Raw genomic sequence first — 26,297 nt, 5'->3', positions numbered from 1 at the left:
TAGCCGACTGACCTGCGGATTTGAGTGACAAACCCATGCCAAAACGTACAGACATAAAAAGCATCCTGATTCTTGGCGCTGGCCCGATCGTGATCGGCCAGGCCTGCGAATTCGACTACTCCGGCGCCCAGGCCTGTAAAGCCCTGCGCGAAGAGGGCTACCGCGTCATCCTGGTGAACTCCAACCCGGCCACCATCATGACCGACCCGGCCATGGCCGACGCCACCTACATCGAACCGATCAAGTGGCAGACCGTCGCCAAGATCATCGAGAAAGAGCGCCCGGACGCGCTGCTGCCGACCATGGGTGGCCAGACTGCGCTGAACTGCGCCCTGGACCTGGAGCGCGAAGGCGTCCTGGAGAAGTTCGGTGTAGAAATGATCGGTGCCAACGCCGACACCATCGACAAGGCCGAAGATCGTTCGCGTTTCGACAAGGCGATGAAATCCATCGGCCTGGACTGCCCACGCTCGGGCATCGCTCACAGCATGGAAGAGGCCAACGCCGTCCTGGAACGCCTCGGCTTCCCGTGCATCATCCGTCCGTCCTTCACCATGGGCGGCACCGGTGGCGGCATCGCCTACAACCGTGAAGAGTTCGAAGAAATCTGCGCCCGTGGTCTCGACTTGTCGCCGACCAAGGAGCTGCTGATCGACGAATCCCTGATCGGCTGGAAAGAATATGAAATGGAAGTTGTCCGCGACAAAAAGGACAACTGCATCATCGTCTGCTCCATCGAGAACTTCGACCCGATGGGCGTGCACACCGGTGACTCGATCACCGTCGCACCGGCCCAGACCCTGACCGACAAGGAATACCAGATCTTGCGTAACGCCTCCCTGGCGGTGCTGCGCGAGATCGGCGTGGAAACCGGCGGCTCCAACGTCCAGTTCGGCATCTGTCCGAATACCGGTCGCATGGTGGTCATCGAGATGAACCCGCGGGTGTCCCGTTCTTCGGCCCTGGCGTCGAAAGCCACTGGTTTCCCGATCGCCAAGGTTGCTGCCAAGCTGGCTGTGGGCTACACCCTGGACGAGCTGTCGAACGACATCACCGGCGGCAAGACCCCGGCGTCCTTCGAGCCGTCCATCGACTACGTTGTGACCAAGCTGCCACGCTTCGCCTTCGAGAAATTCGCCAAGGCCGATGCCCGCCTGACCACTCAAATGAAGTCGGTCGGTGAAGTCATGGCCATCGGCCGGACCTTCCAGGAATCCCTGCAGAAAGCCCTTCGCGGTCTGGAAGTCGGCGTCTGCGGTCTGGATCCGAAGCTGGACCTGAGCAATCCGGAAAGCATGAGCGAGCTCAAGCGCGAGCTGACCGTACCGGGCGCCGAGCGCATCTGGTACGTGGCCGATGCTTTCCGCGCGGGCATGAGCGTCGAGCAGATATTCGGCATGAACATGATCGACCCTTGGTTCCTGGTACAGATCGAAGATCTGATCAAGGAAGAAGAGAAGGTCAAGACCCTGGGCATGTCCAGCATCGACCACGACATGATGTTCCGCCTCAAGCGCAAAGGTTTCTCCGACATGCGCCTGGCCAAGCTGCTGGGTGTGACCGAGAAGAGCCTGCGCGCCCATCGTCACAAGCTGGACGTGTTCCCGGTCTACAAGCGCGTCGACACCTGCGCGGCCGAGTTCGCCACCGACACCGCCTATCTGTATTCCACGTACGAAGAAGAGTGCGAAGCCGCGCCATCGACCCGGGACAAGATCATGATCCTGGGTGGCGGTCCTAACCGGATCGGCCAGGGTATCGAGTTCGACTACTGCTGCGTACACGCGGCACTGGCCCTGCGCGACGACGGTTACGAGACCATCATGGTCAACTGCAACCCGGAAACCGTGTCCACCGACTACGACACCTCCGATCGCCTGTACTTCGAGCCAGTGACCCTGGAAGACGTGCTGGAAATCGTCCGTGTCGAGAAGCCAAAAGGCGTGATCGTCCAGTACGGCGGCCAGACCCCGTTGAAACTGGCTCGCGCCCTTGAAGCCGCCGGCGTGCCGATCATCGGCACCAGCCCGGATGCCATCGACCGCGCCGAAGACCGTGAGCGCTTCCAGCAGATGGTCGAGCGCCTGAACCTGCGCCAGCCGCCAAACGCCACCGTGCGCAGCGAAGACGAAGCGATTCGTGCCGCCGCCAAGATCGGTTATCCACTGGTGGTGCGTCCGTCCTATGTACTGGGTGGCCGCGCGATGGAGATCGTCTACCAGGAAGACGAGCTCAAGCGTTACCTGCGTGAAGCGGTCCAGGTCTCCAACGACAGCCCGGTGCTGCTGGACCACTTCCTCAACTGCGCCATCGAAATGGACGTGGATGCGGTCAGCGATGGCAAGGACGTGGTGATCGGCGCGATCATGCAGCACATCGAGCAGGCCGGTGTTCACTCCGGTGACTCCGCGTGCTCGCTGCCGCCATACTCGCTGCCGGCGCACATCCAGGACGAGATGCGCGAGCAGGTCAAGAAAATGGCCCTGGAACTGGGCGTTATCGGCCTGATGAACGTGCAGTTGGCGCTGCAGGGCGAAGACATCTACGTCATCGAAGTCAACCCTCGTGCTTCCCGTACCGTGCCGTTCGTTTCCAAGTGCATCGGTGTTTCCCTGGCAATGATCGCTGCCCGGGTCATGGCTGGCAAAACCTTGAAAGAGCTGGGTTTCACCAAGGAAATCATTCCGAACTTCTACAGTGTGAAAGAGGCGGTGTTCCCGTTCGCCAAGTTCCCTGGCGTGGACCCGATCCTCGGCCCGGAAATGAAGTCGACCGGTGAAGTCATGGGCGTGGGCGATACGTTCGGTGAAGCCTTCGCCAAGGCACAAATGGGCGCCAGCGAAGTATTGCCGACTGGCGGCACCGCGTTCATCAGCGTGCGTGATGACGACAAGCCACTGGTTGCAGGTGTGGCCCGTGATCTGATCAACTTGGGCTTCGAAGTGGTTGCCACTGCCGGCACCGCCAAGCTGATCGAGGCGGCGGGGCTGAAAGTGCGCCGCGTGAACAAAGTGACCGAGGGTCGTCCGCACGTGGTCGACATGATCAAGAATGACGAAGTCACGCTGATCATCAACACCACGGAAGGTCGCCAGTCGATCGCCGATTCCTACTCCATTCGTCGCAACGCGCTGCAGCACAAGATCTACTGCACCACGACCATTGCTGCGGGCGAAGCGATCTGCGAAGCACTCAAGTTCGGTCCCGAGAAGACCGTACGTCGCTTGCAGGATCTACATGCAGGATTGAAGGCATGAGCATAACCAAGTACCCGATGACTGTTCAGGGCGCGAAGGCCCTGGAAGAAGAACACGCTTTCCTGACCAAGGTCGAGCGTCCGCGCTTGAGCCAGGCAATTGGTGAGGCCCGCGAGTTGGGAGATCTCAAGGAAAACGCCGAATACCATGCAGCTCGTGAAGAGCAAGGCATGGTCGAGGCGCGTGTCCGTGACATCGAAGGCCGCATGCAGAATGCGGTGATCATCGATGTCACGACGATTCCGCATACAGGCAAGGTCATTTTCGGCACTACGGTGGAAATCGCCAACGTCGAGACCGATGAGAGCGTGACCTACCAGATCGTTGGCGAGGACGAGGCAGACATCAAGCTCGGCAAGATTTCCGTCGGTTCACCTATTGCTCGCGCCTTGATTGCCAAGGAAGAGGGCGATGTGGTGGCGGTGAAGACGCCGGGTGGTGTCATCGAGTATGAGATTGTCGAAGTCCGTCACATCTGAACGAAGGCGCCCGCTGCGAGCCGGCGCCATGATCTGGCAGCTCACCCAGATGTTATGGGTGGGCGGCATCTGGTTGTTGCACATCGGTTTGCTGCCGGTGCTGGGTCGAGTTGGCCTGGCACCGCTGCTCATCGACGAAATCGCAGGCATGCTGACGGCGCTGCTGGTGGGGTTTTCCGCGGCGTGTGTGATGTTTCAGGCTTTGGTGCTGGTTCAGGCCGAGGGCCTTGCCAGTCTATGGCGCGACATTCGTGGGCAGTTGTTGCTCATGTCGTTGTACGCGTGCGGAATGTTCTTTGCGGTGCATCTCGGCTGGCCGGATGCGAGCCAGTGGCAGGTATTCAGTTACCTGGTGCTGGGGTTTTCCGGATTGGTGCTTGTATTGCAGCCGGTTCCTGGCTGGAGTGGCAGGGTGTGCGAGGCACACCCTTGACCCTTTGACATCACTTGAAGCGGTGAACGTTCGACAGTTGCTTGTTGACGCTGAAATTCTTGCGATAAATCAGCGCCATCTTGCCGATGACCTGCACCAGGTCTGCCTTGCCGGTCTTGCACAGTTCGGCAACGGCAGCCAGGCGGGCTTCGCGATCGAGGATGTTGAGCTTGATCTTGATCAGCTCGTGATCGCCCAAGGCGCGTTCCAATTCGGCGAGCACACCTTCAGTCAAACCGTTGTCAGCCACAGTCAAAACCGGTTTCAGATGGTGGCCGATGGATTTGTATTGTTTCTTCTGCTCTTGAGTGAGCGGCATAATCTGACCCCTGCGTCTGATCTTGTAAAAAAGCGGCGGCCAGTTTACCCGAGCGAGTCCGGGACCGCCCACTTAATCACGACCCGTTTTATTTTTGAGGTGGCCCGTGGCCCGTTCCAAGACAAGTCTTAAATGGCTGCAAGAGCATTTCAACGATCCATTCGTGAAAATGGCGCAAAAAGACGGGTATCGTTCCCGTGCCAGCTACAAGCTGCTGGAGATTCAGGAAAGAGACCGTTTGATCCGTCCAGGCATGAGCGTGATCGACTTGGGTGCCGCCCCGGGTGGCTGGTCCCAAGTGACCAGTCGTCTGATTGGTGGGCAAGGCACTCTGATCGCTTCCGATATCCTGGAAATGGACAGCATCCCGGATGTGACCTTCATTCAGGGCGACTTTACCGAGGACGCCGTACTGGCGCAGATCCTCGAAGCGGTTGGAAAAAACGAGGTGGACCTTGTGATTTCCGATATGGCCCCCAATATGAGTGGACTGGCATCTGTTGATATGCCGCGATCGATGTTCCTGTGCGAGTTGGCGCTGGACCTTGCGACTCGGGTGTTGAAGCCAGGTGGTGATTTTTTGATCAAGGTCTTCCAGGGTGAAGGCTTCGACGAATACCACAAGAGCGTGCGCAAGCAGTTCGAGAAAGTCACGACGCGCAAGCCGAAATCATCGCGTGATCGCTCCCGTGAGCAGTACCTGCTGGGTCGTGGGTTCCGTGGTCGCAGTGAGGAATAAGAGGTTTTTCGACCGGGGCGATAGGTTTTTCGTATTTCGTCCCGCGAGCATTAACGAATATTGTGTAGAAAGTGTTTCACAAAGGGTTACAGACGGCGCCTGCCAGAGTCGTAGGTAATGTAGTAAGTTAGGCCGGTGAATATCATGCGAAGCGCGCGCCATTAGCGGAGCTTGCTTCAGAGGGTAGTTAATTGAACGATATGGCAAAGAATCTGATCCTGTGGTTGATCATCGCCGCTGTCCTTGTGACCGTGATGAACAACTTCTCCAGCCCTAACGAGCCGCAGACCCTCAACTATTCCGACTTCATCCAGCAGGTCAAGGATGGCAAGGTCGAGCGCGTAGCCGTTGATGGTTATGTGATTACCGGCAAGCGCACCGATGGCGACAGCTTCAAGACTATTCGTCCGGCTATTCAGGACAATGGGCTGATCGGCGACCTCGTGGACAACCATGTCGTGGTCGAAGGCAAGCAGCCGGAACAGCAAAGTATCTGGACCCAGCTCCTGGTCGCGAGTTTCCCGATCCTGGTGATCATCGCGGTGTTCATGTTCTTCATGCGCCAGATGCAGGGCGGTGCGGGCGGTAAAGGCGGGCCGATGAGCTTTGGCAAGAGCAAGGCGCGATTGCTGTCTGAAGACCAGGTCAAGACTACCCTTGCCGATGTCGCTGGTTGCGACGAGGCCAAGGAGGAGGTTGGTGAGCTGGTTGAATTCCTCCGCGATCCAGGCAAGTTCCAGCGCCTGGGTGGTCGTATTCCGCGTGGCGTGTTGATGGTGGGGCCTCCTGGCACCGGTAAGACCTTGCTGGCCAAGGCGATCGCCGGTGAAGCGAAAGTACCATTCTTCACGATTTCCGGTTCCGACTTCGTTGAAATGTTCGTCGGTGTGGGCGCCAGCCGCGTTCGCGACATGTTCGAACAGGCCAAGAAGCACGCACCCTGCATTATCTTCATTGACGAAATCGACGCCGTCGGTCGCCATCGTGGTGCCGGCATGGGCGGCGGTCACGATGAGCGCGAACAGACTCTCAACCAGTTGCTGGTCGAGATGGACGGTTTTGAAATGAACGACGGGATCATTGTGATCGCGGCTACCAACCGTCCTGACGTGCTCGACCCTGCGCTGTTGCGTCCTGGGCGTTTCGACCGTCAGGTCGTGGTGGGGCTGCCGGATATCCGTGGTCGCGAGCAGATCCTGAAGGTCCACATGCGCAAGGTGCCGATGGGCGATGACGTCGCCCCAGGCGTGATCGCTCGTGGTACGCCAGGCTTCTCCGGTGCCGACCTGGCCAACCTGGTGAACGAAGCGTCGCTGTTTGCCGCCCGTTCCGGCAAGCGCATCGTGGAAATGAAAGAATTCGAATTGGCCAAGGACAAGATCATGATGGGCGCCGAGCGCAAATCCATGGTCATGTCGGAGAAAGAAAAACAGAACACCGCTTACCACGAGGCGGGTCACGCCATCGTCGGGCGTGTGGTGCCTGAACATGATCCGGTGTACAAGGTTTCGATCATTCCGCGTGGTCGTGCGCTGGGTGTGACCATGTTCCTGCCGGAAGAAGATCGCTATAGCCTGTCCAAGCGTGCATTGATCAGCCAGATCTGTTCGCTGTACGGCGGTCGTATCGCCGAGGAAATGACCCTGGGCTTCGATGGTGTAACGACCGGCGCGTCGAATGACATCATGCGCGCTAGCCAGATCGCCCGGAACATGGTGACCAAGTGGGGGCTTTCCGAGAAGCTGGGGCCATTGATGTACGCGGAGGAGGAAGGTGAAGTATTCCTCGGTCGCGGTGGTGGTGGCCAGCATGCGAGCTTCTCGGGTGAGACCGCCAAGCTGATCGACTCCGAGGTGCGCAGCATCATCGACCAGTGTTACGGTACCGCCAAGCAGATCCTCACGGATAACCGTGACAAGCTGGACGCGATGGCTGATGCCCTGATGAAGTATGAAACCATCGATGCCGAGCAGATCGACGACATCATGGCAGGGCGCCCACCTCGTGAGCCACGTGATTGGTCGGGTGGCACGGGTTCTTCCGGTACGCCGCCAGCGGTACAGGGCGAGCGTCCGGAAGCACCGATCGGCGGTCCGGCTGCCGACGTTTAAGGCTTGAAATGACTTCTGCCCAGTCCTCGACCCGGTTGCCATGCGGCAGCCGGGTTCTTGATTTATCCCATGCGCACGTCATGGGCATTCTCAATGTCACCCCCGATTCCTTTTCCGACGGCGGCCGATTCAGCCAGCTTGACGCGGCGTTGCGACATGCCGAGGCCATGGCGGCTGCAGGTGCAACCCTGATCGACGTCGGTGGTGAGTCGACCCGCCCCGGTGCACGGCCGGTTTCTCCGACCGAAGAGCTGGAGCGGGTGGCGCCCATTGTCGAGCGCATCCATCGCGAGCTTGATGTCATCATTTCGGTGGATACGTCCACGCCTGCGGTCATGCGCGAAGCGGCGCGCCTGGGGGCGGGATTGATCAACGACGTTCGCTCTTTGCAGCGTGACGGCGCGTTGGATGCCGCGGCGTCCACGGGTTTACCGGTGTGCCTGATGCACATGCTTGGCGAGCCCGGAACCATGCAGAACGATCCGAGCTATGAGGACGTCACCAGGGAAGTCGGTGATTTCCTGGTGGCGCGAATGAATGAATGTGCCGCCGTGGGCATTCCTGCCGAGCGGATCATTCTTGATCCGGGGTTCGGCTTTGCAAAGACATTGGCGCACAATCTCAGCCTGTTCAAGCATATGGAAGCCCTGCATGCCCTGCGCCGCCCCTTGTTGGTTGGCGTCTCGCGAAAGAGCATGATCGGAAATGCCTTGGGGCGTCCGGTGGGTGAGCGCTTGTATGGCGGTCTTGCGCTCGCGGCATTGGCTATTACGAAAGGTGCGCGCATATTGCGGGTACACGATGTAGTCGAAACGATGGACGTCGTGCGGATGATCGCAGCAGTGGATTCAGCCGAATAAGAATGATGGAGCACTTATGAGCAAGAAATATTTTGGCACCGACGGTATCCGTGGTCGGGTCGGTGAATATCCTATTACCCCCGATTTCATGCTCAAGCTCGGCTGGGCTGCGGGCATGGCGTTCCGAAAAATGGGCGCCTGCAAAGTGCTGGTTGGCAAGGACACGCGGATCTCTGGCTATATGTTTGAATCGGCGCTTGAAGCTGGCCTGACGTCGGCGGGCGCCGACGTCATGTTGCTGGGGCCGATGCCTACGCCTGCCATCGCCTACCTGACGCGAACCTTCCAGGCGCAAGCCGGTATCGTGATCAGCGCCTCGCATAATCCCCATGATGACAACGGTATCAAGTTCTTTTCCGGCAAGGGCACGAAACTGCCGGATGAAATCGAGTTGATGATCGAAGAGCTGCTGGATGCACCGATGACGGTGGTTGAGTCGAGCAAGATCGGTAAAGTGTCGCGGATCAACGATGCGTCGGGTCGCTACATCGAGTTCTGTAAAGGCAGTGTTCCGACGGGTACCAGCTTTTCCGGCCTCAAGATTGTCGTCGACTGCGCCCATGGTGCAACCTATAAGGTCGCCCCTAGCGTTTTTCGTGAGTTGGGCGCCGAGGTGGTGGTGCTGTCCGCCCAGCCTAACGGGCTGAACATCAACCATAACTGCGGCTCGACGCACACCGAGGCGTTGCAGGCGGCGGTGCTGGCTGAGCACGCTGATCTCGGGATCGCCTTTGACGGCGACGGTGACCGGGTGCTGATGGTCGATCACACAGGTACGGTGGTCGATGGTGACGAATTGCTGTTCATCATTGCTCGAGACCTGCACGGTCGCGGCAAGCTGCAAGGCGGCGTCGTTGGGACGTTGATGAGTAATCTTGGGCTTGAGCTGGCCCTTGCGGACCTGGACATACCCTTTGTGCGAGCCAATGTGGGTGACCGTTATGTCATCTCGGAGCTGCTGGAGCGCAACTGGGTGATTGGTGGCGAAAACTCGGGGCATATCGTCTGTTTCGATCACACCACTACCGGGGATGCGATCATCGCGGCGCTGCAGGTACTGATGGCGCTCAAGGCGCGCAATGAAAGTCTCGCGCAATCACGCCAGGCGTTGCGCAAGTGTCCGCAGGTGCTGATCAACGTGCGTTTCGGTGGGGGTGCGAGCCCGCTCGAGCATGCGATGGTCAAGCAGGCCAGCGAGCGCGTAACCCAGGCAATGGCGGGGCGTGGGCGGGTACTGCTGCGCAAGTCGGGTACCGAGCCTTTGGTGCGTGTCATGGTCGAAGGTGAGGATGAAGCACAGGTCCGCGGTTACGCCGAAGAGCTGGCGAAACTTGTAACTGAAGTTTCTGCCTGAATTCGGCTTGCCAGTCATGAATCGGTTGGGTAACATCTGCGCCCACTTTGACCGACGAGGTACAGCATGCGTCGCCCTATGGTAGCTGGTAACTGGAAGATGCACGGTACCCGCGCCAGCGTCGCTGAGCTGATCAAAGGCCTTCGTAATCTGGCCTTGCCAAGCGGTGTTGATGTCGCGGTATTCCCGCCTTGCTTGTATATCAACCAAGTGGTTGATGGCTTGAAGGGTAAGTCGATTTCGGTCGGCGCGCAGAACTCTGCGGTGGAATCCATGCAAGGTGCGTTGACCGGTGAGATTGCGCCGAGTCAATTGGTGGATGCAGGGTGTTCCCTGGTCCTGATCGGACATTCCGAACGTCGCCAGATCATGGGCGAGCAGGACAAGATGCTGATCCGCAAATTTGCTGCGGCCCAGGCTTGTGGTCTGATTCCGGTGCTGTGCGTAGGGGAGACCCTCGAGCAGCGTGAAGCCGGCAAGACGCTTGAGGTTGTCGGGCGTCAGCTGGGCAGCATCATCGAAGACTTGGGTGTCGGTGCTTTTGCAAAGGCAGTCATTGCCTATGAGCCGGTCTGGGCCATTGGCACTGGGCTGACGGCTTCGCCGCAACAGGCGCAGGATGTGCATGCAGCCATTCGCGCGCAGTTGGCGGCAGAAAATTCTGAAGTAGCACGAGGTGTGCGACTTCTATACGGCGGCAGCGTGAAGGCGGCCAATGCGGCCGAACTGTTCGGCATGCCGGATATCGATGGGGGGCTCATTGGTGGAGCGTCCCTGAATGCAGATGAGTTCGGTGCGATCTGTCGCGCCGCGGGAAACTGAAAAAATGCTGGAAACAGTCGTAGTCGTTTTTCATCTGCTGGGCGCGCTGGGTGTAGTCGCTCTCGTATTGCTGCAGCAGGGTAAAGGTGCGGATGCTGGTGCGTCGTTCGGTGCAGGTGCTTCAAATACTGTATTCGGAAGCCAAGGTTCCTCTACCTTTCTTAGTAAGTTTACTGCTATACTCGCCGCCGGTTTCTTCATAACCAGCTTGGGGTTAGGTTACTTTGCTAAAGAGAAGGCTCAAGAGCTGACTCAAGTAGGTCTGCCAAACCCAGCGGTGTTGGAAGCGCCAAAGCAACAACCGGCTTCTGATGATGTCCCGGTGCTTCAAGAGCAAAAGTCGGCCAATTCGGCGACTGACGTACCTCCAGCTCAAGAGCAGAAGTAAGAAGGTTTCAAACGCTGTATTGCCGAGGTGGTGGAATTGGTAGACACGCAACCTTGAGGTGGTTGTGCCCATAGGGTGTAGGGGTTCGAGTCCCCTTCTCGGTACCAATTATCAGGAGAGCCCGCTATTGCGGGCTTTCTTGTAGGTGGAAGGGTTACATTGACCCTATAAGGGATCGGTCGTATACTTCCGCCCCAGCTTTGTCGCGGGATGGAGCAGCCTGGTAGCTCGTCGGGCTCATAACCCGAAGGTCGTCGGTTCAAATCCGGCTCCCGCAACCAGTTTCAGGGCCCCTTCCAAGGGGCTTTTTGTTAGCTGGACACTTTATAACGCCGCTGTTCAACGGCGTTTCAAGGATGGGCGTTGCGCCCATTTTTTATTTTGCAAAGCATGCACTACATGCACGAGGGGGTTCAGGTGTCGAGCAAGCTAGAAGAGTTGCAGGCCTTGTTGGCCCCGGTGGTCGTGGCCCTAGGCTATGAATGCTGGGGTATTGAGTTTTCGGCTCAAGGTCGCCACTCAATGTTGCGCGTTTATATTGATAAAGAAGGCGGAGTGCTGGTGGACGATTGCGCCATTGTCAGCCGTCAGATCAGTGGGGTGCTGGATGTTGAAGATCCAATCGCCTCCGAATACACCCTTGAAGTTTCCTCGCCTGGCATGGAGCGCCCGCTGTTCACTCTTGAGCAGTTTGCTTCGTTTGCCGGTGAACAAGTGAAGATCAGGCTGCGCTCGCCTTTCGAAGGTCGACGCAACTTCCAAGGCCTTCTACGCGGTGTAGAAGAGCAGGACGTCGTGGTGCAAGTAGACGAGCACGAGTTCCTGTTGCCGATCGACATGATCGACAAGGCCAACATTATTCCCAGTTTTGACTGATACGTGCCAGATACTGCGGATCCCGCGGATCCAATGGCTTGCGAAAGGCGAGGCGTACGATGAGCAAAGAAGTACTGCTGGTTGTTGAGTCGGTATCCAATGAAAAGGGCGTACCGGCTAACGTTATTTTTGAAGCGCTGGAGCTGGCCCTGGCCACTGCTACCAAGAAGCGGTTTGAAGACGAAGTTGATTTGCGTGTGGAAATCAATCGCCACACCGGTTCCTACGAGACTTTCCGTCGCTGGACGGTTGTCGAGGAAGCCGACCTGGACGACCCGGCTATCGAAACCTGGCCGAGCAAGGTTGCGGAAACGCATCCGGGCGCCAAGGTCGGTGATGTCGTCGAAGAAAAAATCGAGTCCATTGAATTCGGTCGCATCGCTGCACAGACTGCCAAGCAGGTCATTGTGCAGAAAGTTCGCGAAGCCGAGCGCGCGCAAGTCGTCGACGCTTACCGCGAGCGCCTGGGAGAAATCATCTCCGGCACCGTGAAAAAAGTCACCCGCGACAATGTGATCGTCGACCTGGGCAACAACGCCGAAGCGTTGCTGGCTCGCGAAGACATCATTTCTCGCGAAACTTTCCGGGTTGGTGTGCGTTTGCGTGCGCTGCTCAAGGAAATCCGCACCGAGAACCGGGGCCCGCAGCTGATCCTGTCGCGTACCGCGCCGGAAATGCTGATCGAGTTGTTCCGCATCGAAGTGCCGGAAATTGCTGAAGGCCTGATCGAAGTCATGGCCGCTTCCCGTGATCCGGGTTCGCGCGCCAAGATCGCGGTCCGCTCCAAGGACAAGCGTATCGACCCGCAAGGTGCCTGCATCGGCATGCGTGGTTCGCGTGTCCAGGCCGTATCCGGCGAGTTGGGCGGCGAGCGTGTGGACATCGTCCTGTGGGACGACAACCCGGCTCAGTTCGTGATCAATGCCATGTCGCCTGCTGAAGTGGCGGCAATTATCGTCGACGAAGATGCCCATGCCATGGACATCGCCGTTGGCGCAGACAATCTGGCTCAGGCCATCGGTCGCGGTGGTCAGAACGTGCGTCTGGCGAGCCAATTGACTGGCTGGACCCTGAACGTGATGACCGAATCGGACATCCAGGCTAAGCAGCAAGCTGAAACCGGCGACATCCTGCGCAACTTCATCGAAGAGCTTGAAGTCGATGAAGAACTGGCGCAGGTGCTGGTGGATGAAGGCTTTACCAGCCTGGAAGAGATTGCCTACGTACCGGTGGAGGAAATGCTCAACATCGACGGCTTTGACGAGGAAATCGTCAACGAGCTTCGCGCTCGGGCCAAGGATCGCTTGTTGACCAAAGCCATCGCTACTGAGGAAAAGCTGGCAGACGCCCATCCGGCCGAAGACCTGCTCTCGCTTGAGGGCATGGACAAGGATTTGGCGATGGAACTGGCGGTGCGCGGCGTAATTACCCGCGAAGACCTGGCCGAGCAGTCTATTGACGACCTGCTCGACATCGACGGCATTGACGATGATCGTGCCGGCAAGTTGATCATGGCCGCCCGAGCCCACTGGTTCGAGTAATTAGGCGCGGCCTGAGGAGAGAAGTGCATGACGCAAGTCACGGTGAAACAACTGGCCGATGAGGTCAAAACACCGGTAGAGCGCCTGTTGCAGCAGATGCGTGAGGCAGGTCTGCCGCACACCGCCGCCGAGGAACATGTGACCGACAGTGAGAAGCAGTCCCTGCTGACTCACTTGAAGAGCAGTCACAAGGCGAAAGTGGAAGAACCGCGCAAGATCACTCTGCAGCGTAAAACCACCAGCACCCTGCGTGTTGCCGGTAGCAAAAGCATCAGCGTTGAAGTACGCAAGAAGAAAGTCTTCGTACAACGTAGCCCGGAAGAAATCGAAGCCGAGCGCAAACGCGAACTGGAAGAACGTCGCGCAGTAGAAAATGCTGCTCGTCAGAAGGCTGAAGAAGAAGCCAAGCGTCGCGCTGAAGAAGAAGCGCGTCGCCAGCCTGCTGCTGCGCAACCCGCTCCGGCCGAAGCTGTCGAGGCTGTTGCCTCGGTTGCCGAACCTGTGCGCGAAGCCGCTCCAGTCGTAGCGCCGGCGCCGGCTCCGGCCGATACCCGCAAGCGCGACGAACAGCGTCGTCCCGACAAACCACGTGCCGACGACAACCGTCGTGGTAGTGGCGATGGCGAGCGCAAGAACGCGCCTCATCGTGCTTCGGTCAAGGAAAAGGCGCCGGCACCACGCGTTGCGCCTCGTACTACCGACGAAGAGAGCGATGGCTTCCGTCGCGGCGGTCGTGGCAAGGCCAAGCTGAAGAAACGCAACGCTCACGGTTTCCAGAGCCCAACCGGCCCTGTCGTGCGCGAAGTGAAGATCGGCGAGACCATCACTGTGGGCGACCTGGCCCAGCAGATGTCGGTCAAGGCTGCTGAAATCATCAAGTTCATGTTCAAGCTGGGGACCCCGGCCACCATCAACCAGGTTCTGGACCAGGAAACTGCCCAGCTGGTCGCTGAAGAGCTGGGCCACAAAGTGACCCTGGTCAGCGACACCGCCCTGGAAGATTCCTTGGCCGAGTCCCTGAAGTTCGAAGGTGAGGCGGTTTCCCGTGCTCCGGTCGTGACCGTCATGGGCCACGTCGACCACGGTAAAACGTCCCTGCTCGACTATATTCGTCGTGCCAAGGTTGCGGCTGGCGAAGCGGGTGGTATCACCCAGCACATCGGTGCCTATCACGTTGAAACCGACCGCGGCATGGTGACGTTCCTCGACACCCCGGGTCACGCCGCGTTTACCGCGATGCGTGCTCGTGGTGCCAAGGCAACCGACATCGTGATCCTGGTGGTTGCGGCGGACGACGGCGTCATGCCGCAGACTATCGAAGCCGTCCAGCATGCCCAGGCTGCTGGCGTGCCGCTGGTGGTCGCGGTGAACAAGATCGACAAGCCGGGCGCTGATCTCGATCGCATCCGCAGCGAACTGTCGGTCCACGGCGTGACCTCCGAAGAGTGGGGTGGCGACACTCCATTCGTTCCGGTTTCCGCGAAGATGGGTACTGGCGTCGACGAACTGCTCGAAGCTGTCCTGTTGCAGGCCGAGGTTCTGGAATTGACCGCTACGCCTTCGGCTCCTGGCCGTGGTGTGGTTGTTGAATCGCGCCTCGACAAGGGCCGCGGCCCGGTGGCTACCGTACTGGTTCAAGACGGTACCCTGCGCCAAGGCGACATGGTGCTGGTCGGCTCGAACTATGGCCGCGTGCGCGCCATGCTCGACGAGAACGGCAAGCCAATCAAGGAAGCCGGTCCGGCTATCCCGGTCGAGATCCTCGGCCTGGACGGTACCCCGGACGCTGGCGACGAAATGAGCGTTGTGGCTGACGAGAAGAAAGCCCGTGAAGTCGCGCTGTTCCGTCAAGGCAAGTTCCGCGAAGTCAAGCTGGCCCGTGCTCACGCCGGCAAGCTGGAAAACATCTTCGAGAACATGGGCCAGGAAGAGAAGAAGACGCTCAACATCGTCCTCAAATCCGACGTCCGTGGTTCGCTGGAAGCCTTGCAGGGCGCCTTGAACGGCCTGGGTAACGATGAAGTGCAAGTGCGCGTGGTCGGTGGCGGTGTCGGTGGTATCACCGAATCCGACGCCAACCTGGCACTGGCTTCCAACGCTGTACTGTTCGGCTTCAACGTGCGTGCCGATGCTGGCGCTCGCAAGATCGTCGAGCAGGAAGGCCTGGACATGCGTTACTACAACGTGATCTACGACATCATCGAAGACGTCAAGAAAGCGTTGACCGGTATGTTGGGCAGCGACGTTCGGGAGAACATCCTGGGCGTGGCCGAAGTTCGCGACGTGTTCCGTTCGCCGAAGTTCGGTGCCATCGCCGGTTGCATGGTGATCGAAGGTGTCGTTCACCGTAACCGTCCGATCCGCGTGCTGCGTGAAGACATCGTGATCTTCGAAGGCGAGCTGGAATCCCTGCGTCGCTTCAAGGATGACGCTTCCGAAGTGCGTGCCGGCATGGAATGCGGTATTGGCGTCAAGAGCTACAACGACGTCAAGGTCGGCGACAAGATCGAAGTCTTCGAGAAGGTCCAGGTTGCTCGCAGCCTCTGACTCGCGTACTTCAAGAGCCGCGTCGGGCAGCCGCATGAACATGCGCTGCCTGGCTGGCGGACTCTAAACGCAACGCCCGGTCTGGCTTTTGCCAGGCCGGGCGTTTGCCGCTTTCAGACCTCGCGGGTTTGACCGTGGGGCAGTTACAGGTAACAAGACATGGCAAAAGAATACAGCCGTACCCAACGAATCGGCGATCAGATGCAGCGCGAGCTGGCCCAGCTGATCCGTCGCGAAGTCAAGGACCCGCGCGTCGGCCTGGTCACCATTACCGCAGTGGAAGTCAGCCGTGACGTCGGTCACGCGAAGATTTTCATCACCGTGATGGGTCAGGACAGCGCCGAAGAAATCGCCCAGAGCATCAAGGTGCTCAATTCGGCTGCCGGTTTCCTGCGTATGCAGTTGGCCCGGGAAATGAAGCTGCGCAGCGTTCCGCAGTTGCACTTCCACTACGACGAGAGCGTCGTGCGTGGCGCGCATCTGTCGGCGCTGATCGAGCGTGCCGTGGCCGAAGACAGCCAGCACCCGGCGACCGCTGAACCCGAAGACACCAAGGAGTAATCGGTGGCTCAGGTCAAACGTATCCGTCGTAACGTCAGCGGCATCATCCTGCTCGACAAGCCGCTGGGATTCACTTCCAACGCAGCCTTGCAAAAAGTGCGCTGGTTGCTCAACGCCGAGAAGGCCGGTCACACCGGCAGCCTCGATCCGCTGGCTACTGGCGTGCTGCCGCTGTGCTTTGGCGAGGCAACCAAGTTCTCCCAGTACCTGCTCGATTCCGACAAGGGTTATGAAACCCTGGCGCAGTTGGGCAAGACCACCACCACGGCGGACGCCGAAGGTGAGGTTTTGCTGGAGCGCCCGGTGACCGTTGGTCAGGCGGATGTCGAGGCGGTGCTGCCGAAATTTCGCGGACAAATCAGTCAGATACCGCCGATGTACTCCGCCCTCAAGCGTGATGGCCAGCCGTTGTACAAACTGGCCCGTGCAGGCGAAGTAGTGGAGCGTGAACCGCGTTCTGTTACTATTGCGCGCTTGGAATTGCTGGCCTTTGACGGTAATACTGCGCGGCTGGCAGTGGATTGCAGCAAAGGCACCTATATCCGAACCCTGGTGGAGGATATTGGCGAGCAGCTCGGTTGTGGTGCGTACGTGGCAGAATTGCGACGGACCCAGGCCGGGCCTTTCACGTTGGCCCAGACGGTCACGCTGGAAGAGCTCGAAGCGGTGCATGCCGAAGGCGGCAACGAAGCGGTCGACCGCTTCCTGATGCCATCGGACAGCGGCCTGCTGGATTGGCCGCTCTTGCAGTTCTCGGAACACAGTGCGTTCTACTGGCTCAACGGCCAGCCGGTACGTGCCCCGGATGCGCCGAAGTTCGGCATGGTCCGGGTACAGGATCACAACGGTCGCTTCATTGGTATCGGTGAAGTGAGCGAAGACGGGCGCATTGCGCCGCGTCGACTGATTCGGTCGGAATGACCGGAACCAGCCTGTGTAACAGCAGGTTGGCGAGTGTGGCTGTTAACAGGCACGGTCACTACTCATTTATAGATACAGGGATTTGTCCCTGGCCTGTTGAAGCTGTTCCTCGGAACAGTTTCCTGACTAAAAGGATTGCCTCATGGCTCTCGACGTTCAAGAAAAAGCTCAAATCGTAGCTGACTACCAGCAAGCTGTTGGTGACACTGGTTCGCCAGAAGTGCAAGTTGCACTGCTGACCGCCAACATCAACAAACTGCAAGGTCACTTCAAGGCCAACGGTAAAGATCACCACTCCCGTCGTGGTCTGATCCGCATGGTAAACCAGCGTCGCAAGCTGCTGGACTACCTGAAAGGCAAGGACGTGAGCCGTTACAGCGCTCTGATCGCTCGCCTGGGTCTGCGTCGCTAATAGCGATTGCGCTAGAGGTTGGTGGTCTGTCGTGCGTCAGTGGGTTTCCGCTGGTGCATGGCAGGCTCCCAGCCTCAAGTTTTATCTGGATACACGTTTTACCCTGGACAAACGTCGGGCCGACTCCCGCCATTGCCCAAGAATTTCGCAAGAAGACAAGTTCCCCAAGAGCCACAAAGAAGGTAGGACACCGTGAACCCGGTAATCAAAAAATTCCAGTTCGGTCAGTCGACCGTTACCCTCGAGACTGGCCGTATCGCCCGTCAGGCCTCCGGCGCAGTGCTGGTCACCGTTGACGACGACGTCAGCGTATTGGTGACCGTTGTCGGTGCCAAGCAAGCCGATCCGGGCAAGGGCTTTTTCCCTCTGTCCGTCCACTACCAGGAAAAGACTTACGCTGCCGGTAAGATCCCTGGCGGTTTCTTCAAGCGCGAAGGCCGTCCTTCCGAGAAAGAAACCCTGACTTCCCGACTGATCGACCGTCCGATCCGTCCGCTGTTCCCCGAAGGTTTCATGAACGAAGTGCAGGTTGTCTGCACCGTCGTGTCCACCAGCAAGAAGACCGATCCGGACATCGCTGCGATGATCGGTACCTCGGCTGCCCTGGCCATCTCCGGCATTCCTTTCGATGGTCCGATCGGCGCTGCCCGCGTTGCGTTCCACGAGAGCACCGGCTACCTGCTGAACCCGACCTACGAGCAGTTGAAGGCTTCCAGCCTGGACATGGTCGTGGCCGGTACTTCCGAAGCCGTGCTGATGGTTGAATCCGAAGCCAAAGAGCTGACCGAAGACCAGATGCTGGGCGCCGTGCTGTTTGCCCACGACGAGTTCCAGGTGGTGATCAACGCCGTCAAGGAACTCGCCGCCGAAGCCGCCAAGCCAACCTGGACCTGGGCTCCACAGCCAGAAGCCACTGAGCTGCTGGGCGCGATCCGTGCCGAGTTCGGCGACGCGATCTCCCAGGCCTACACCATCACCATCAAGGCCGAGCGCTATGCGCGCCTGGGTGAGCTGAAAGACCAGGTCGTTGCCAAGTTCTCCGGCGAAGAAGGTCAGCCATCGGCCAGCGACGTCAAGGCTGCTTTCGGTGAAATCGAATACCGCACCGTTCGCGAAAATATCGTCAACGGCAAGCCACGTATCGACGGTCGCGACACCCGCACCGTACGTCCGCTGAACATCGAAGTCGGCGTCCTGCCGAAGACTCACGGTTCGGCACTGTTCACCCGTGGCGAAACCCAGGCCCTGGTCGTTGCAACATTGGGCACCGCCCGTGACGCGCAACTGCTCGACACCCTGGAAGGCGAAAAGAAAGACCCGTTCATGCTGCACTACAACTTCCCGCCGTTCTCGGTGGGCGAGTGTGGTCGCATGGGTGGCGCCGGTCGCCGCGAAATCGGCCACGGCCGTCTGGCCCGTCGTTCGGTCCAGGCCATGCTGCCAGCCGCTGACGTATTCCCGTACACCATCCGTGTGGTCTCGGAAATTACCGAATCCAACGGTTCGAGCTCGATGGCTTCGGTCTGCGGCGCTTCCCTGGCCCTGATGGACGCTGGCGTACCGATGAAGGCGCCGGTTGCCGGTATCGCGATGGGTCTGGTCAAGGAAGGCGAGAAGTTCGCTGTCCTGACCGACATCCTGGGTGACGAAGACCACCTGGGCGACATGGACTTCAAAGTGGCCGGTACCGCCAAGGGCGTTACCGCACTGCAGATGGACATCAAGATCAAGGGCATCACCGAAGAGATCATGGAAATCGCCCTGGGCCAAGCCCTGGAAGCGCGCCTGAACATCCTCGGCCAGATGAACCAGATCATCGGTCAGTCCCGTACCGAACTGTCGGAAAACGCTCCGACCATGATCGCGATGAAAATCGACACCGACAAGATCCGTGATGTCATCGGTAAAGGCGGCGCGACCATCCGTGCGATCTGCGAAGAAACCAAGGCTTCGATCGACATCGAAGACGACGGTTCGATCAAGATCTTCGGCGAAACCAAGGAAGCGGCAGAAGCAGCACGCCAGCGCGTCCTGGGCATCACCGCGGAAGCCGAGATCGGCAAGATCTACGTCGGCAAGGTCGAGCGCATCGTCGACTTCGGCGCGTTCGTCAACATCCTGCCGGGCAAGGACGGCCTGGTCCACATCTCCATGCTGAGCGATGCTCGCGTCGAGAAAGTGACCGACATCCTGAAAGAAGGCCAGGAAGTGGAAGTGCTGGTACTGGACGTGGACAACCGCGGCCGTATCAAGCTGTCCATCAAGGACGTCGCGGCAGCCAAGGCATCGGGCGTTTAATCAGCCCCTCGCTTAGCCACTGAACAAGCAAACGCCCCGACTGGTTCGGGGCGTTTTGCTGTGTGGCGAAAATCACTGCCAGGCAGGTTGCCTGGCTACAGGGGACGGTGCTAGTTTTAGCCACCGCCCGTGTAGCTCAGTCGGTAGAGCAGCGCACTCGTAACGCGAAGGTCGCAGGTTCGATTCCTGTCTCGGGCACCATCCCCCCTCGTTATTTCACCTTCCTGCTCAGTTCCTCGACCGTGCGTTTAAGCTGGCTCATCTCGCTGTCCTGATCACTGAGTTCCCGTTTCAGGGACGAAATCTCGCTATTGCTCGAACTCGAACTGGAGCCGCTATTGCGCTTGAGTTCTTCCACCTGCTTGCCAAGATCCTTCAGATCGCTTTCCTGTTCCTTGATGGTGCGCTTGAGCTCGTCGATCTCCCGGCTGCTGGAGGTGGAGCTGGATCCACTGTTGTGCTTGAGTTCTTCGATTTGTCGAGCCTGTTCGCTGAGCGTGCGCTTCTGGTTTTCCAGTTCGGCGGCGTTGTCCTTCACGGTTTTTGGCAGGTCTTCCAGCGCGCTGGCGTTGATGTGGGTCTTGACCAGTACGTACTTGTCAGATTGGTCATAACGAAGGGCAGGGATGACGTCGACGTAGGACAACCCATCGGAGGAGACTTCAACAGCAGCTTGGGCAGCACCGGCCAAAGTCAGGCTGCCGAGCAGCAAGGTCGCGGTAGCAAGTTGAGTCGACGAACGTTTCGAAAAGCTGCGCATCACTGGGTTCCTTGTGAAGTACCGATATGGCACATAGCTATGACTGATTGTTTCGACAGATGTTCCAAGGCCTACCGAGCTTCTTCTGCATGGCTTTTTTTGTGGGACAGATGTAAAGAGCCGTGTAAATCGTCGGCGAAACGTCCTATATTCGTTACCTGCATGAGCATCGCCCAGCAGTTTTCAGATGATCCACGAATGGTTCTGAAGGCCAGGTAAACCGGGCTTCCAACGGCTTCCTGCGTCAGAGAGATCCTTGATGATCCAGATCCATCTTCCATTCCCAGATCAGCGAGAACGCCATGACCGTTAAAGAATTGAGTCAAGAAGCCAGGCACGAAGAAGCCCTGGAAAAGTACTTGAAAGAAACGCCGCAACTGCGGGATGAGATCAAGGACCTGTCCGCCGACGATCAGAAAGACCAGATCAAATGGGCGTTCGAAGACGAGGCCGAAGCCCAGGGGCTGCAACCTTGGGAGTTGACGCTCAAGTACACCAGCACTCCTGAGGAATTCGAGGCGCAGCGCCTTGCCTTGCACAAGGAGGCGGCCGAGGTGTTGGGTGTGGAATGGGATGAATATTGCGAGATGAACAATCTTGTAGTTTAAAAGCAGCTACAAGCTACAAGCTACAAGCTGCAAGACAAGCACGGAGCGGCTTGAAGCTTGCAGCTTGAGGCTTGAAGTTGCTCAGAGACTGAGCCGCATCGACAAGTCGATGGCCTTCACATCCTTGGTCATCGCCCCGATGGAAATATAGTCCACGCCAGTCTCGGCGATCGGGCGCAACGTGCTTTCGTTGATGCCGCCGCTGGCCTCCAGTTTCGCCTTGCCGCCGTTCAGGCGCACCGCTTCGCGCATGTCGTCCAGGCTCAGTTCGTCGAGCATGATGATGTCGGCGCCGGCCGCCAGTGCTTCTTTCAATTCCGCCAGGCTTTCCACTTCGACTTCCACCGGTTTGCCCGGTGCGATCTGATGGGCGGCGCTGATGGCCTGGGCAATCCCACCGCAAGCGGCAATGTGGTTTTCCTTGATCAGGAACGCGTCGTACAAGCCGATGCGGTGGTTATGACAGCCGCCGCAGGTGACCGCGTATTTTTGTGCCAGGCGCAGCCCCGGAAGGGTCTTGCGGGTGTCCAGCAGCTTGACCTGGGTGGCAGCGACGAAGTCCGCCAGGTAGCGAGCCCGGGTGGCGACGCCGGAAAGCAACTGCAGGAAATTCAGCGCGCTGCGCTCACCCGTCAGCAGTGAGCGGGCCGGGCCTTCGAGGTGGAACAGCGCCTGGTCAGGGGCCGCCCGGTCACCGTCACGTACTTGCCAATGCACCGCAACACGCGGGTCCAATTGCCGGAAAACCGCGTCCACCCAGGCCGTCCCACTGATGACGGCGGCTTCACGGGTGATGATGGTGGCCTTCGCCAGGCGCTCGGCGGGAATCAGTTGCGCAGTGATGTCGCCGCTGCCGATGTCTTCCAGCAGCGCGCGGCGCACGTTGGCTTCGATTTCGGCGGTCAGGTCGGCGAGACGTAGATTCGGCATAACGGGCTCCACAAACAAAGTGGCCGGATTATATCCGCTTGGGGCTTGTTGGCTTGCATTTGGTCGCCTGCTCGCAACATTTACCCGAAATGCCGGTCATTTATTGCGATCTCTTTGAGCCGGTTCACAGAGTCCTCTGGTGCGACGGGCTCTTTTTACCTGATAATCCGCCTTTCGATTGACGTCATGACTTTGACGTCGCGAACCGAAGAATGCCGTTTCAGGAGGCCAGGATGCACAACGACGGGAATGTAGTGCCTTTGCACAAGGTGCCTACCGACCAGGCGAATCGTTCGCCGCTCGCCCGCCTGCCTGTGATTCTCCTTCAGGTTCGCGACAAGGCGGCGCAGCAGTTGCGCGTTGGTTTGCAAGGCCTGTTCGATAACGCCGATGACACGCTGTTCGAAATGGCCGATCGGGCGCGCAACGATGTCGAGCAGAACCTCTATTTCGAAGCCATGCGTGACCTGCGCCTCAAACGCAAAAGCATCGAACGGGAATTCCTCGAGCAGTTTTTCGAGGCGTTTGTCAGCCTGGCCCAGTATGACCTTACCCAGGCGACCCTGGCGCCGGTGCTGGGTGCCATGGCGCCCCAGCCGAACCATGACGAGCTGGAGCGCCGCCTGGCGGTGGAAACCATGGTGGCCCGGGTGCTCAGCCGCGATGGCGTGTCGCTCGATCAACTCACGGCGCGGCTCAGTGTATTGCTGGACCGGCCGTTGGCGAACCAGCAGAACCCGTTGAGCCCGGCATTGCTGTGCGAGCATTTTCTCCAGGCCGGACGCAATCTCGGCGTGGGCATCAAGGTCAAGCTGATCCTGCTCAAGCTCTTCGAGCGTTATGTACTCAGCGAATGCGACCAGTTCTACGCCGAAGCCAATCAGTTGCTGGCCGCCACGGGTATCCTGTCGGACCTGAAGGCTGCTCCATCACGCCGGGCTTCGGATCGCGCCGAAGAAGCCCCTCGGCCCAGGGGCGACGGCGCCGTCCGGCCACGGGCGGAGGACGTCGATGACAGCGTGCACGAAGTGTTTGCCGCATTGCAGAAGCTGTTGGTCCAGGTGCGAGGCAGCGTCGCGCCGACCCTGGAACCGAGCGCGCCGGCCCAGCCGATCTCGACACGCGACCTGCTTCGCTTGCTGTCTCATTTGCAGCAATACGTGCCGGCGCCAGCGGTCCAGGACGATTTCGACCTGCGTAGCCAGCTCGAGCAGTTGTTGACCCGTGTCAGCGTCAAGAGCGGCAGGTCCCGTGTCGTCGATGGTGCCGATGAAGATGTGATCAACCTCATCGCGATGATGTTCGAATTCATTCTCGACGACCATAACCTGCCGGACGTCCTCAAGGCCCTGATCGGACGCCTGCAGATTCCCATGCTCAAGGTCGCCGTGCAGGACAAAAGCTTTTTCAGTCGCGGCAATCACCCGGCCCGCCGGCTGCTCAATGAAATCGCCGCCGCGGCGATGGGCTGGGGCGACTGTGACGATCACCAGCGCGACAGCCTCTACCAGCGCATCGAGCAGGTGGTGCAACGCTTGCTGAACGACTATGTCGACGATCCGGCAATATTTTCCGAAGTGCTGGCCGATTTCCTGGCATTTACCAGCGATGAGCGCCGTCGCAGCGAGTTGCTTGAACAACGCATCAGGGACGCCGAAGAAGGACGGGCCAAGGCTGAACTGGCTCGCCAGCGGGTCGAAGGGGCGCTGAACCAGATCATGCTGGGCAAGCTCCTGCCCCAGGCCGTGGTGGATTTCGTGCAACAGGCCTGGAGCCAGGTGTTGTTGCTGACGGGGTTCAAGCATGGCGAGCAGTCTGCCGAATGGCAGGCCGACGTATTGACCCTCGAACAACTGGTCTGGAGCGTCCAGCACCACGAAGAGCCTGATGCGGGCCTGCGCTTGTTGGCGATGGTGCCGGAATTGCTCAAGGCCTTGCGCGAAGGGCTGAGTCGTTCGGCGTTCGATCCGTTCGCCACCAGCGAGTTTTTCAGCGAGCTGGAAGTGCTCCATGTCCAGGCCCTACAAAGGTTGGGCCAGGTGACGGAGCAGGACGAACCCACCGATTTGCCGGTCATGGTCGAAGTGGCGGAGCCCATCGTCCTGCGTACGGCGCCGAAGACGCCAACGGAAGAGCCGACCGTGCGCCTGCCAGCCGATGACGTGGGCCTGCTGCAAGTCGACCAATTGCGCCTGGGAAGTTGGGTGGAGTTCCAGGAAGACGAAGACAACAGCCTTCGCTGCAAGCTGGCGGCAATCATCCAGGCTACCGGCAAATACGTCTTCGTCAATCGCACCGGCCTCAAGGTCCTGGAGCACAGCCGCACCAGCCTGGCCCTGGAGTTCCGCCGGGGAGCGGCGCGGTTGCTGGACGATACCTTGCTGTTCGACCGGGCGCTCGAGTCCGTGCTGGGTAACCTGCGCCAACTCAATCGCGGCAAGTGATCGCGCAGCCCCGCCCGATCGCGGCATACTGACGGGATTCTCCGTCGTCATCGAAGGAACCTGTATGCAGCTGGACTCCGCGAGCGGTTGGTGCGATGGCGCGCGTCATTGCCCTTCGCCCAATTTCAATGCGCGCCCCGAGGGCGAAATTTCCCTGCTGGTCATCCACAACATCAGCTTGCCGCCGGCACAGTTCGCTACCGGCAAAGTGCAGGAATTTTTCCAGAATCGCCTGGATGTCACGGAACATCCCTACTTTGCCGGTATTGCCGACCTGCGCGTCTCTGCGCATTTCCTGATCGAACGTGACGGCGCCGTGACCCAATTTGTCTCTTGTCTGGATCGTGCGTGGCACGCGGGCGTCTCGTGCTTCGAGGGGCGGGAGACCTGTAATGACTTTTCCGTGGGCATCGAGCTGGAAGGTACCGATGATCTTCCTTTCACCGATGCACAATATTCCTCCCTGGTGGAACTGACCCGGCAGTTGCAGGCAGCGTTTCCGGCGATCACGGTGCAGCGTATTTGCGGGCACAGCGACATCGCCCCGGGGCGCAAGACCGATCCGGGACCGGCATTCGACTGGGCGCGCTACCGCGCGGCCCTGACAGGAGGGGAAGGACAATGAGTTTTCTGGTGTTGCTGCTGGCGGTCTGGATCGAGAAGTTCTCGGCCTTGCGCCAGCGGGTCCAGCGTGACGGCGGCTGGCTGGGCGAGCTGAACAGGCTCGAGGCGAGCCCGCGCTGGGGCAATCGACCTTGGCTGGTGTTGGTGGCGATGGTCCTGCTGCCGGTGGCGGCGCTGGCGTTGCTGCTTTGGGTGCTGGATCCGGTGGCCTATGGGTTGCTGGCGCTGCCGGTGCACCTGTTGGTGGTGATCTATAGCCTGGGCCGCGGTGATCTATTGGCTGCTCTCGGGCCGTTCCGCGATGCGTGGCGGCGTGAGGACCTGCAAGCGGCGGCTCACGTGGCCAAGCGCGACTTGAATATCGACGCCGACGGCAGCGAGCAATTGCTGGAGCGGGTACAGAGACACTTGCTGTGGCAGGCCTACCAGAGCTTTTTCGCGGTGATCTTCTGGTACTTCCTGCTGGGCCCTGTGGCTGCCCTGAGTTATCGGTTGCTGGCGCTGGCCGCTGAACACAGCCAGAACCCTGGCGTGGCGGAGCGTGCAGCGCAGCTGCGTCATGCCTTCGACTGGGTGCCAGTGCGGTTGCTGGCAGCGAGCTTTGCCTTGGTGGGCAACTTCGTGGCGGTCAGCCGAGTCATGCTGCATGAGCTGCTGAACTGGAACATCAGCGCCGCCGACCTCATCGACAAAGTTGGCCTGGTGGCCGGCGAGATTCCCACGCCCGTCGCCGGGCCGGATGGTATCAACAGCCTGGATCGGCTCTGGGAATTGCTGCTGCGCGCGGCGGTGCTCTGGTATGCCGGGTTTGCGTTGTGGACGGTGTTGGCCTGATCAAACCAGTCAAGCGGTGGCGAGGCGCTGATGTGGCGAGGGAGCTTGCTCCCGCTCGGCTGCGCAGCAGTCGTCAACCAGGACAAAAGCGATCCCCCTGAAGGAAGCCCCAAGGCCTGCTTCGCAGGCCAGCGGGAGCAAGCTCCCTCGCCACAGGACCGTCTGCCCTCGTTAACCTT

General features: G+C 59.3%; 23 protein-coding genes and 3 tRNA genes. 23 read left to right on the top strand and 3 right to left on the bottom strand.

Annotation, left to right across the window (positions count from 1 at the left end):
- Positions 1 to 35: 35 nt before the first annotated feature.
- Genes carB through Q7C33_RS03290 form a run of 3 tightly spaced genes read left to right on the top strand, consistent with a single transcriptional unit; the run spans position 36 to position 4,169 of the window.
- A complete protein-coding gene (gene carB / locus Q7C33_RS03300) occupies positions 36 to 3,257 on the top strand; it encodes a carbamoyl-phosphate synthase large subunit (RefSeq protein WP_217861235.1) in 3,222 nt (1,073 codons plus the stop codon).
- Between the two features lie 2 nt (positions 3,258 to 3,259).
- Positions 3,260 to 3,736: a transcription elongation factor GreA gene (greA, locus tag Q7C33_RS03295; protein ID WP_030139783.1), complete on the top strand. Its 477-nt coding sequence runs from the start codon at positions 3,260 to 3,262 to the stop codon at positions 3,734 to 3,736.
- Positions 3,737 to 3,764: 28 nt separating this feature from the next.
- Positions 3,765 to 4,169: a hypothetical protein gene (locus Q7C33_RS03290; protein ID WP_030139784.1), complete on the top strand. Its 405-nt coding sequence runs from the start codon at positions 3,765 to 3,767 to the stop codon at positions 4,167 to 4,169.
- A gap of 10 nt (positions 4,170 to 4,179) precedes the next feature.
- Here the strand turns inward: Q7C33_RS03290 and Q7C33_RS03285 are convergent, their stop codons facing one another.
- Positions 4,180 to 4,488, bottom strand: coding sequence for a YhbY family RNA-binding protein (locus Q7C33_RS03285; RefSeq protein WP_003177852.1), 309 nt, complete (start codon positions 4,486 to 4,488; stop codon positions 4,180 to 4,182).
- 106 nt (positions 4,489 to 4,594) lie between these two features.
- On the opposite strand from Q7C33_RS03285, the gene rlmE reads away from it, so the two are divergent.
- From rlmE to Q7C33_RS03205, 16 genes are all read left to right on the top strand, one after another.
- The gene (gene rlmE, locus Q7C33_RS03280; RefSeq protein ID WP_003177853.1) at positions 4,595 to 5,227 is read left to right on the top strand and encodes a 23S rRNA (uridine(2552)-2'-O)-methyltransferase RlmE; all 633 of its coding nucleotides are present in this window, start codon (positions 4,595 to 4,597) and stop codon (positions 5,225 to 5,227) included.
- A 200-nt stretch (positions 5,228 to 5,427) separates the two neighbouring features.
- Positions 5,428 to 7,338 (top strand): ATP-dependent zinc metalloprotease FtsH, encoded by a 1,911-nt coding sequence (ftsH, locus tag Q7C33_RS03275; RefSeq protein WP_030139785.1) that lies wholly within the window; start codon positions 5,428 to 5,430, stop codon positions 7,336 to 7,338.
- 8 nt (positions 7,339 to 7,346) lie between these two features.
- On the top strand, positions 7,347 to 8,198 hold the full coding sequence (folP, locus tag Q7C33_RS03270; protein ID WP_407682820.1) for a dihydropteroate synthase: 852 nt from the start codon (positions 7,347 to 7,349) through the stop codon (positions 8,196 to 8,198).
- A gap of 16 nt (positions 8,199 to 8,214) precedes the next feature.
- On the top strand, positions 8,215 to 9,552 hold the full coding sequence (gene glmM / locus Q7C33_RS03265; RefSeq protein ID WP_030139787.1) for a phosphoglucosamine mutase: 1,338 nt from the start codon (positions 8,215 to 8,217) through the stop codon (positions 9,550 to 9,552).
- A 66-nt stretch (positions 9,553 to 9,618) separates the two neighbouring features.
- Positions 9,619 to 10,374, top strand: a complete 756-nt coding sequence (gene tpiA, locus Q7C33_RS03260) for a triose-phosphate isomerase (protein ID WP_030139788.1) — start codon at positions 9,619 to 9,621, stop codon at positions 10,372 to 10,374.
- 4 nt (positions 10,375 to 10,378) lie between these two features.
- Positions 10,379 to 10,762 carry a preprotein translocase subunit SecG gene (gene secG, locus Q7C33_RS03255; RefSeq protein ID WP_030139789.1) on the top strand — a complete coding sequence of 128 codons (384 nt, stop codon included), beginning with the start codon at positions 10,379 to 10,381 and terminating at the stop codon, positions 10,760 to 10,762.
- A gap of 21 nt (positions 10,763 to 10,783) precedes the next feature.
- A tRNA-Leu gene (locus Q7C33_RS03250) sits at positions 10,784 to 10,869 on the top strand.
- A gap of 97 nt (positions 10,870 to 10,966) precedes the next feature.
- Positions 10,967 to 11,043, top strand: a tRNA-Met gene (locus Q7C33_RS03245).
- A 136-nt stretch (positions 11,044 to 11,179) separates the two neighbouring features.
- Entirely contained in the window at positions 11,180 to 11,638 is a 459-nt protein-coding gene (gene rimP / locus Q7C33_RS03240) for a ribosome maturation factor RimP (protein ID WP_033864484.1), read from the top strand.
- A 59-nt stretch (positions 11,639 to 11,697) separates the two neighbouring features.
- Positions 11,698 to 13,179, top strand: a complete 1,482-nt coding sequence (gene nusA / locus Q7C33_RS03235; protein ID WP_181287550.1) for a transcription termination factor NusA — start codon at positions 11,698 to 11,700, stop codon at positions 13,177 to 13,179.
- 27 nt (positions 13,180 to 13,206) lie between these two features.
- The gene (infB, locus tag Q7C33_RS03230; protein ID WP_030139791.1) at positions 13,207 to 15,726 is read left to right on the top strand and encodes a translation initiation factor IF-2; all 2,520 of its coding nucleotides are present in this window, start codon (positions 13,207 to 13,209) and stop codon (positions 15,724 to 15,726) included.
- 159 nt (positions 15,727 to 15,885) lie between these two features.
- Positions 15,886 to 16,287, top strand: a complete 402-nt coding sequence (gene rbfA / locus Q7C33_RS03225; protein WP_198797616.1) for a 30S ribosome-binding factor RbfA — start codon at positions 15,886 to 15,888, stop codon at positions 16,285 to 16,287.
- A gap of 3 nt (positions 16,288 to 16,290) precedes the next feature.
- On the top strand, positions 16,291 to 17,208 hold the full coding sequence (gene truB, locus Q7C33_RS03220; RefSeq protein WP_030139793.1) for a tRNA pseudouridine(55) synthase TruB: 918 nt from the start codon (positions 16,291 to 16,293) through the stop codon (positions 17,206 to 17,208).
- A gap of 142 nt (positions 17,209 to 17,350) precedes the next feature.
- The gene (gene rpsO / locus Q7C33_RS03215) at positions 17,351 to 17,620 is read left to right on the top strand and encodes a 30S ribosomal protein S15 (RefSeq protein WP_011332409.1); all 270 of its coding nucleotides are present in this window, start codon (positions 17,351 to 17,353) and stop codon (positions 17,618 to 17,620) included.
- Positions 17,621 to 17,812: 192 nt separating this feature from the next.
- A complete protein-coding gene (gene pnp / locus Q7C33_RS03210; protein ID WP_334596035.1) occupies positions 17,813 to 19,918 on the top strand; it encodes a polyribonucleotide nucleotidyltransferase in 2,106 nt (701 codons plus the stop codon).
- Positions 19,919 to 20,043: 125 nt separating this feature from the next.
- A tRNA-Thr gene (locus tag Q7C33_RS03205) sits at positions 20,044 to 20,119 on the top strand.
- Between the two features lie 10 nt (positions 20,120 to 20,129).
- On the opposite strand, the gene Q7C33_RS03200 is transcribed toward Q7C33_RS03205, so the two are convergent.
- On the bottom strand, positions 20,130 to 20,678 hold the full coding sequence (locus tag Q7C33_RS03200) for a hypothetical protein (RefSeq protein ID WP_030139795.1): 549 nt from the start codon (positions 20,676 to 20,678) through the stop codon (positions 20,130 to 20,132).
- A gap of 302 nt (positions 20,679 to 20,980) precedes the next feature.
- On the opposite strand from Q7C33_RS03200, the gene Q7C33_RS03195 reads away from it, so the two are divergent.
- Complete coding sequence (locus Q7C33_RS03195) at positions 20,981 to 21,286, top strand: DUF6388 family protein (protein WP_198797615.1); 306 nt, start codon at positions 20,981 to 20,983, stop codon at positions 21,284 to 21,286.
- 81 nt (positions 21,287 to 21,367) lie between these two features.
- Here Q7C33_RS03195 and nadC read toward each other — a convergent pair whose 3' ends face one another.
- Entirely contained in the window at positions 21,368 to 22,216 is an 849-nt protein-coding gene (gene nadC / locus Q7C33_RS03190) for a carboxylating nicotinate-nucleotide diphosphorylase (RefSeq protein WP_407682819.1), read from the bottom strand.
- Between the two features lie 233 nt (positions 22,217 to 22,449).
- Between nadC and Q7C33_RS03185 the strand changes: the two genes are divergently transcribed.
- The 3 genes from Q7C33_RS03185 (at position 22,450) to ampE (ending at position 26,118) form a co-directional block, all read left to right on the top strand.
- The gene (locus tag Q7C33_RS03185) at positions 22,450 to 24,660 is read left to right on the top strand and encodes a DUF1631 domain-containing protein (protein WP_030139798.1); all 2,211 of its coding nucleotides are present in this window, start codon (positions 22,450 to 22,452) and stop codon (positions 24,658 to 24,660) included.
- A 64-nt stretch (positions 24,661 to 24,724) separates the two neighbouring features.
- Positions 24,725 to 25,285, top strand: a complete 561-nt coding sequence (gene ampD / locus Q7C33_RS03180; RefSeq protein ID WP_407682818.1) for a 1,6-anhydro-N-acetylmuramyl-L-alanine amidase AmpD — start codon at positions 24,725 to 24,727, stop codon at positions 25,283 to 25,285.
- The gene (gene ampE / locus Q7C33_RS03175; protein ID WP_030139800.1) at positions 25,282 to 26,118 is read left to right on the top strand and encodes a regulatory signaling modulator protein AmpE; all 837 of its coding nucleotides are present in this window, start codon (positions 25,282 to 25,284) and stop codon (positions 26,116 to 26,118) included. Before ampD ends, ampE begins: the two co-directional genes overlap by 4 nt.
- Positions 26,119 to 26,297: the final 179 nt, after the last annotated feature.

The sequence above is a fragment of the Pseudomonas sp. BP11-1-1 genome (assembly GCF_052112105.1).
GTDB classification, from domain to species: Bacteria; Pseudomonadota; Gammaproteobacteria; order Pseudomonadales; family Pseudomonadaceae; genus Aquipseudomonas; species Aquipseudomonas alvandae.
This window is presented reverse-complemented; position numbering and strand designations above follow the sequence as displayed.

Coding starts and splice junctions, on each gene's coding strand:
- carB (WP_217861235.1), top strand. CDS start 36: ATGCCAAAACGTACAGACATAAAAAGCATCCTGATTCTTGGCGCTGGC.
- Q7C33_RS03290 (WP_030139784.1), top strand. CDS start 3,765: ATGATCTGGCAGCTCACCCAGATGTTATGGGTGGGCGGCATCTGGTTG.
- Q7C33_RS03285 (WP_003177852.1), bottom strand. CDS start 4,488: ATGCCGCTCACTCAAGAGCAGAAGAAACAATACAAATCCATCGGCCAC.
- ftsH (WP_030139785.1), top strand. CDS start 5,428: ATGGCAAAGAATCTGATCCTGTGGTTGATCATCGCCGCTGTCCTTGTG.
- folP (WP_407682820.1), top strand. CDS start 7,347: ATGACTTCTGCCCAGTCCTCGACCCGGTTGCCATGCGGCAGCCGGGTT.
- glmM (WP_030139787.1), top strand. CDS start 8,215: ATGAGCAAGAAATATTTTGGCACCGACGGTATCCGTGGTCGGGTCGGT.
- tpiA (WP_030139788.1), top strand. CDS start 9,619: ATGCGTCGCCCTATGGTAGCTGGTAACTGGAAGATGCACGGTACCCGC.
- secG (WP_030139789.1), top strand. CDS start 10,379: ATGCTGGAAACAGTCGTAGTCGTTTTTCATCTGCTGGGCGCGCTGGGT.
- nusA (WP_181287550.1), top strand. CDS start 11,698: ATGAGCAAAGAAGTACTGCTGGTTGTTGAGTCGGTATCCAATGAAAAG.
- infB (WP_030139791.1), top strand. CDS start 13,207: ATGACGCAAGTCACGGTGAAACAACTGGCCGATGAGGTCAAAACACCG.
- rbfA (WP_198797616.1), top strand. CDS start 15,886: ATGGCAAAAGAATACAGCCGTACCCAACGAATCGGCGATCAGATGCAG.
- rpsO (WP_011332409.1), top strand. CDS start 17,351: ATGGCTCTCGACGTTCAAGAAAAAGCTCAAATCGTAGCTGACTACCAG.
- Q7C33_RS03200 (WP_030139795.1), bottom strand. CDS start 20,678: ATGCGCAGCTTTTCGAAACGTTCGTCGACTCAACTTGCTACCGCGACC.
- Q7C33_RS03195 (WP_198797615.1), top strand. CDS start 20,981: ATGACCGTTAAAGAATTGAGTCAAGAAGCCAGGCACGAAGAAGCCCTG.
- nadC (WP_407682819.1), bottom strand. CDS start 22,216: ATGCCGAATCTACGTCTCGCCGACCTGACCGCCGAAATCGAAGCCAAC.
- Q7C33_RS03185 (WP_030139798.1), top strand. CDS start 22,450: ATGCACAACGACGGGAATGTAGTGCCTTTGCACAAGGTGCCTACCGAC.
- ampD (WP_407682818.1), top strand. CDS start 24,725: ATGCAGCTGGACTCCGCGAGCGGTTGGTGCGATGGCGCGCGTCATTGC.
- ampE (WP_030139800.1), top strand. CDS start 25,282: ATGAGTTTTCTGGTGTTGCTGCTGGCGGTCTGGATCGAGAAGTTCTCG.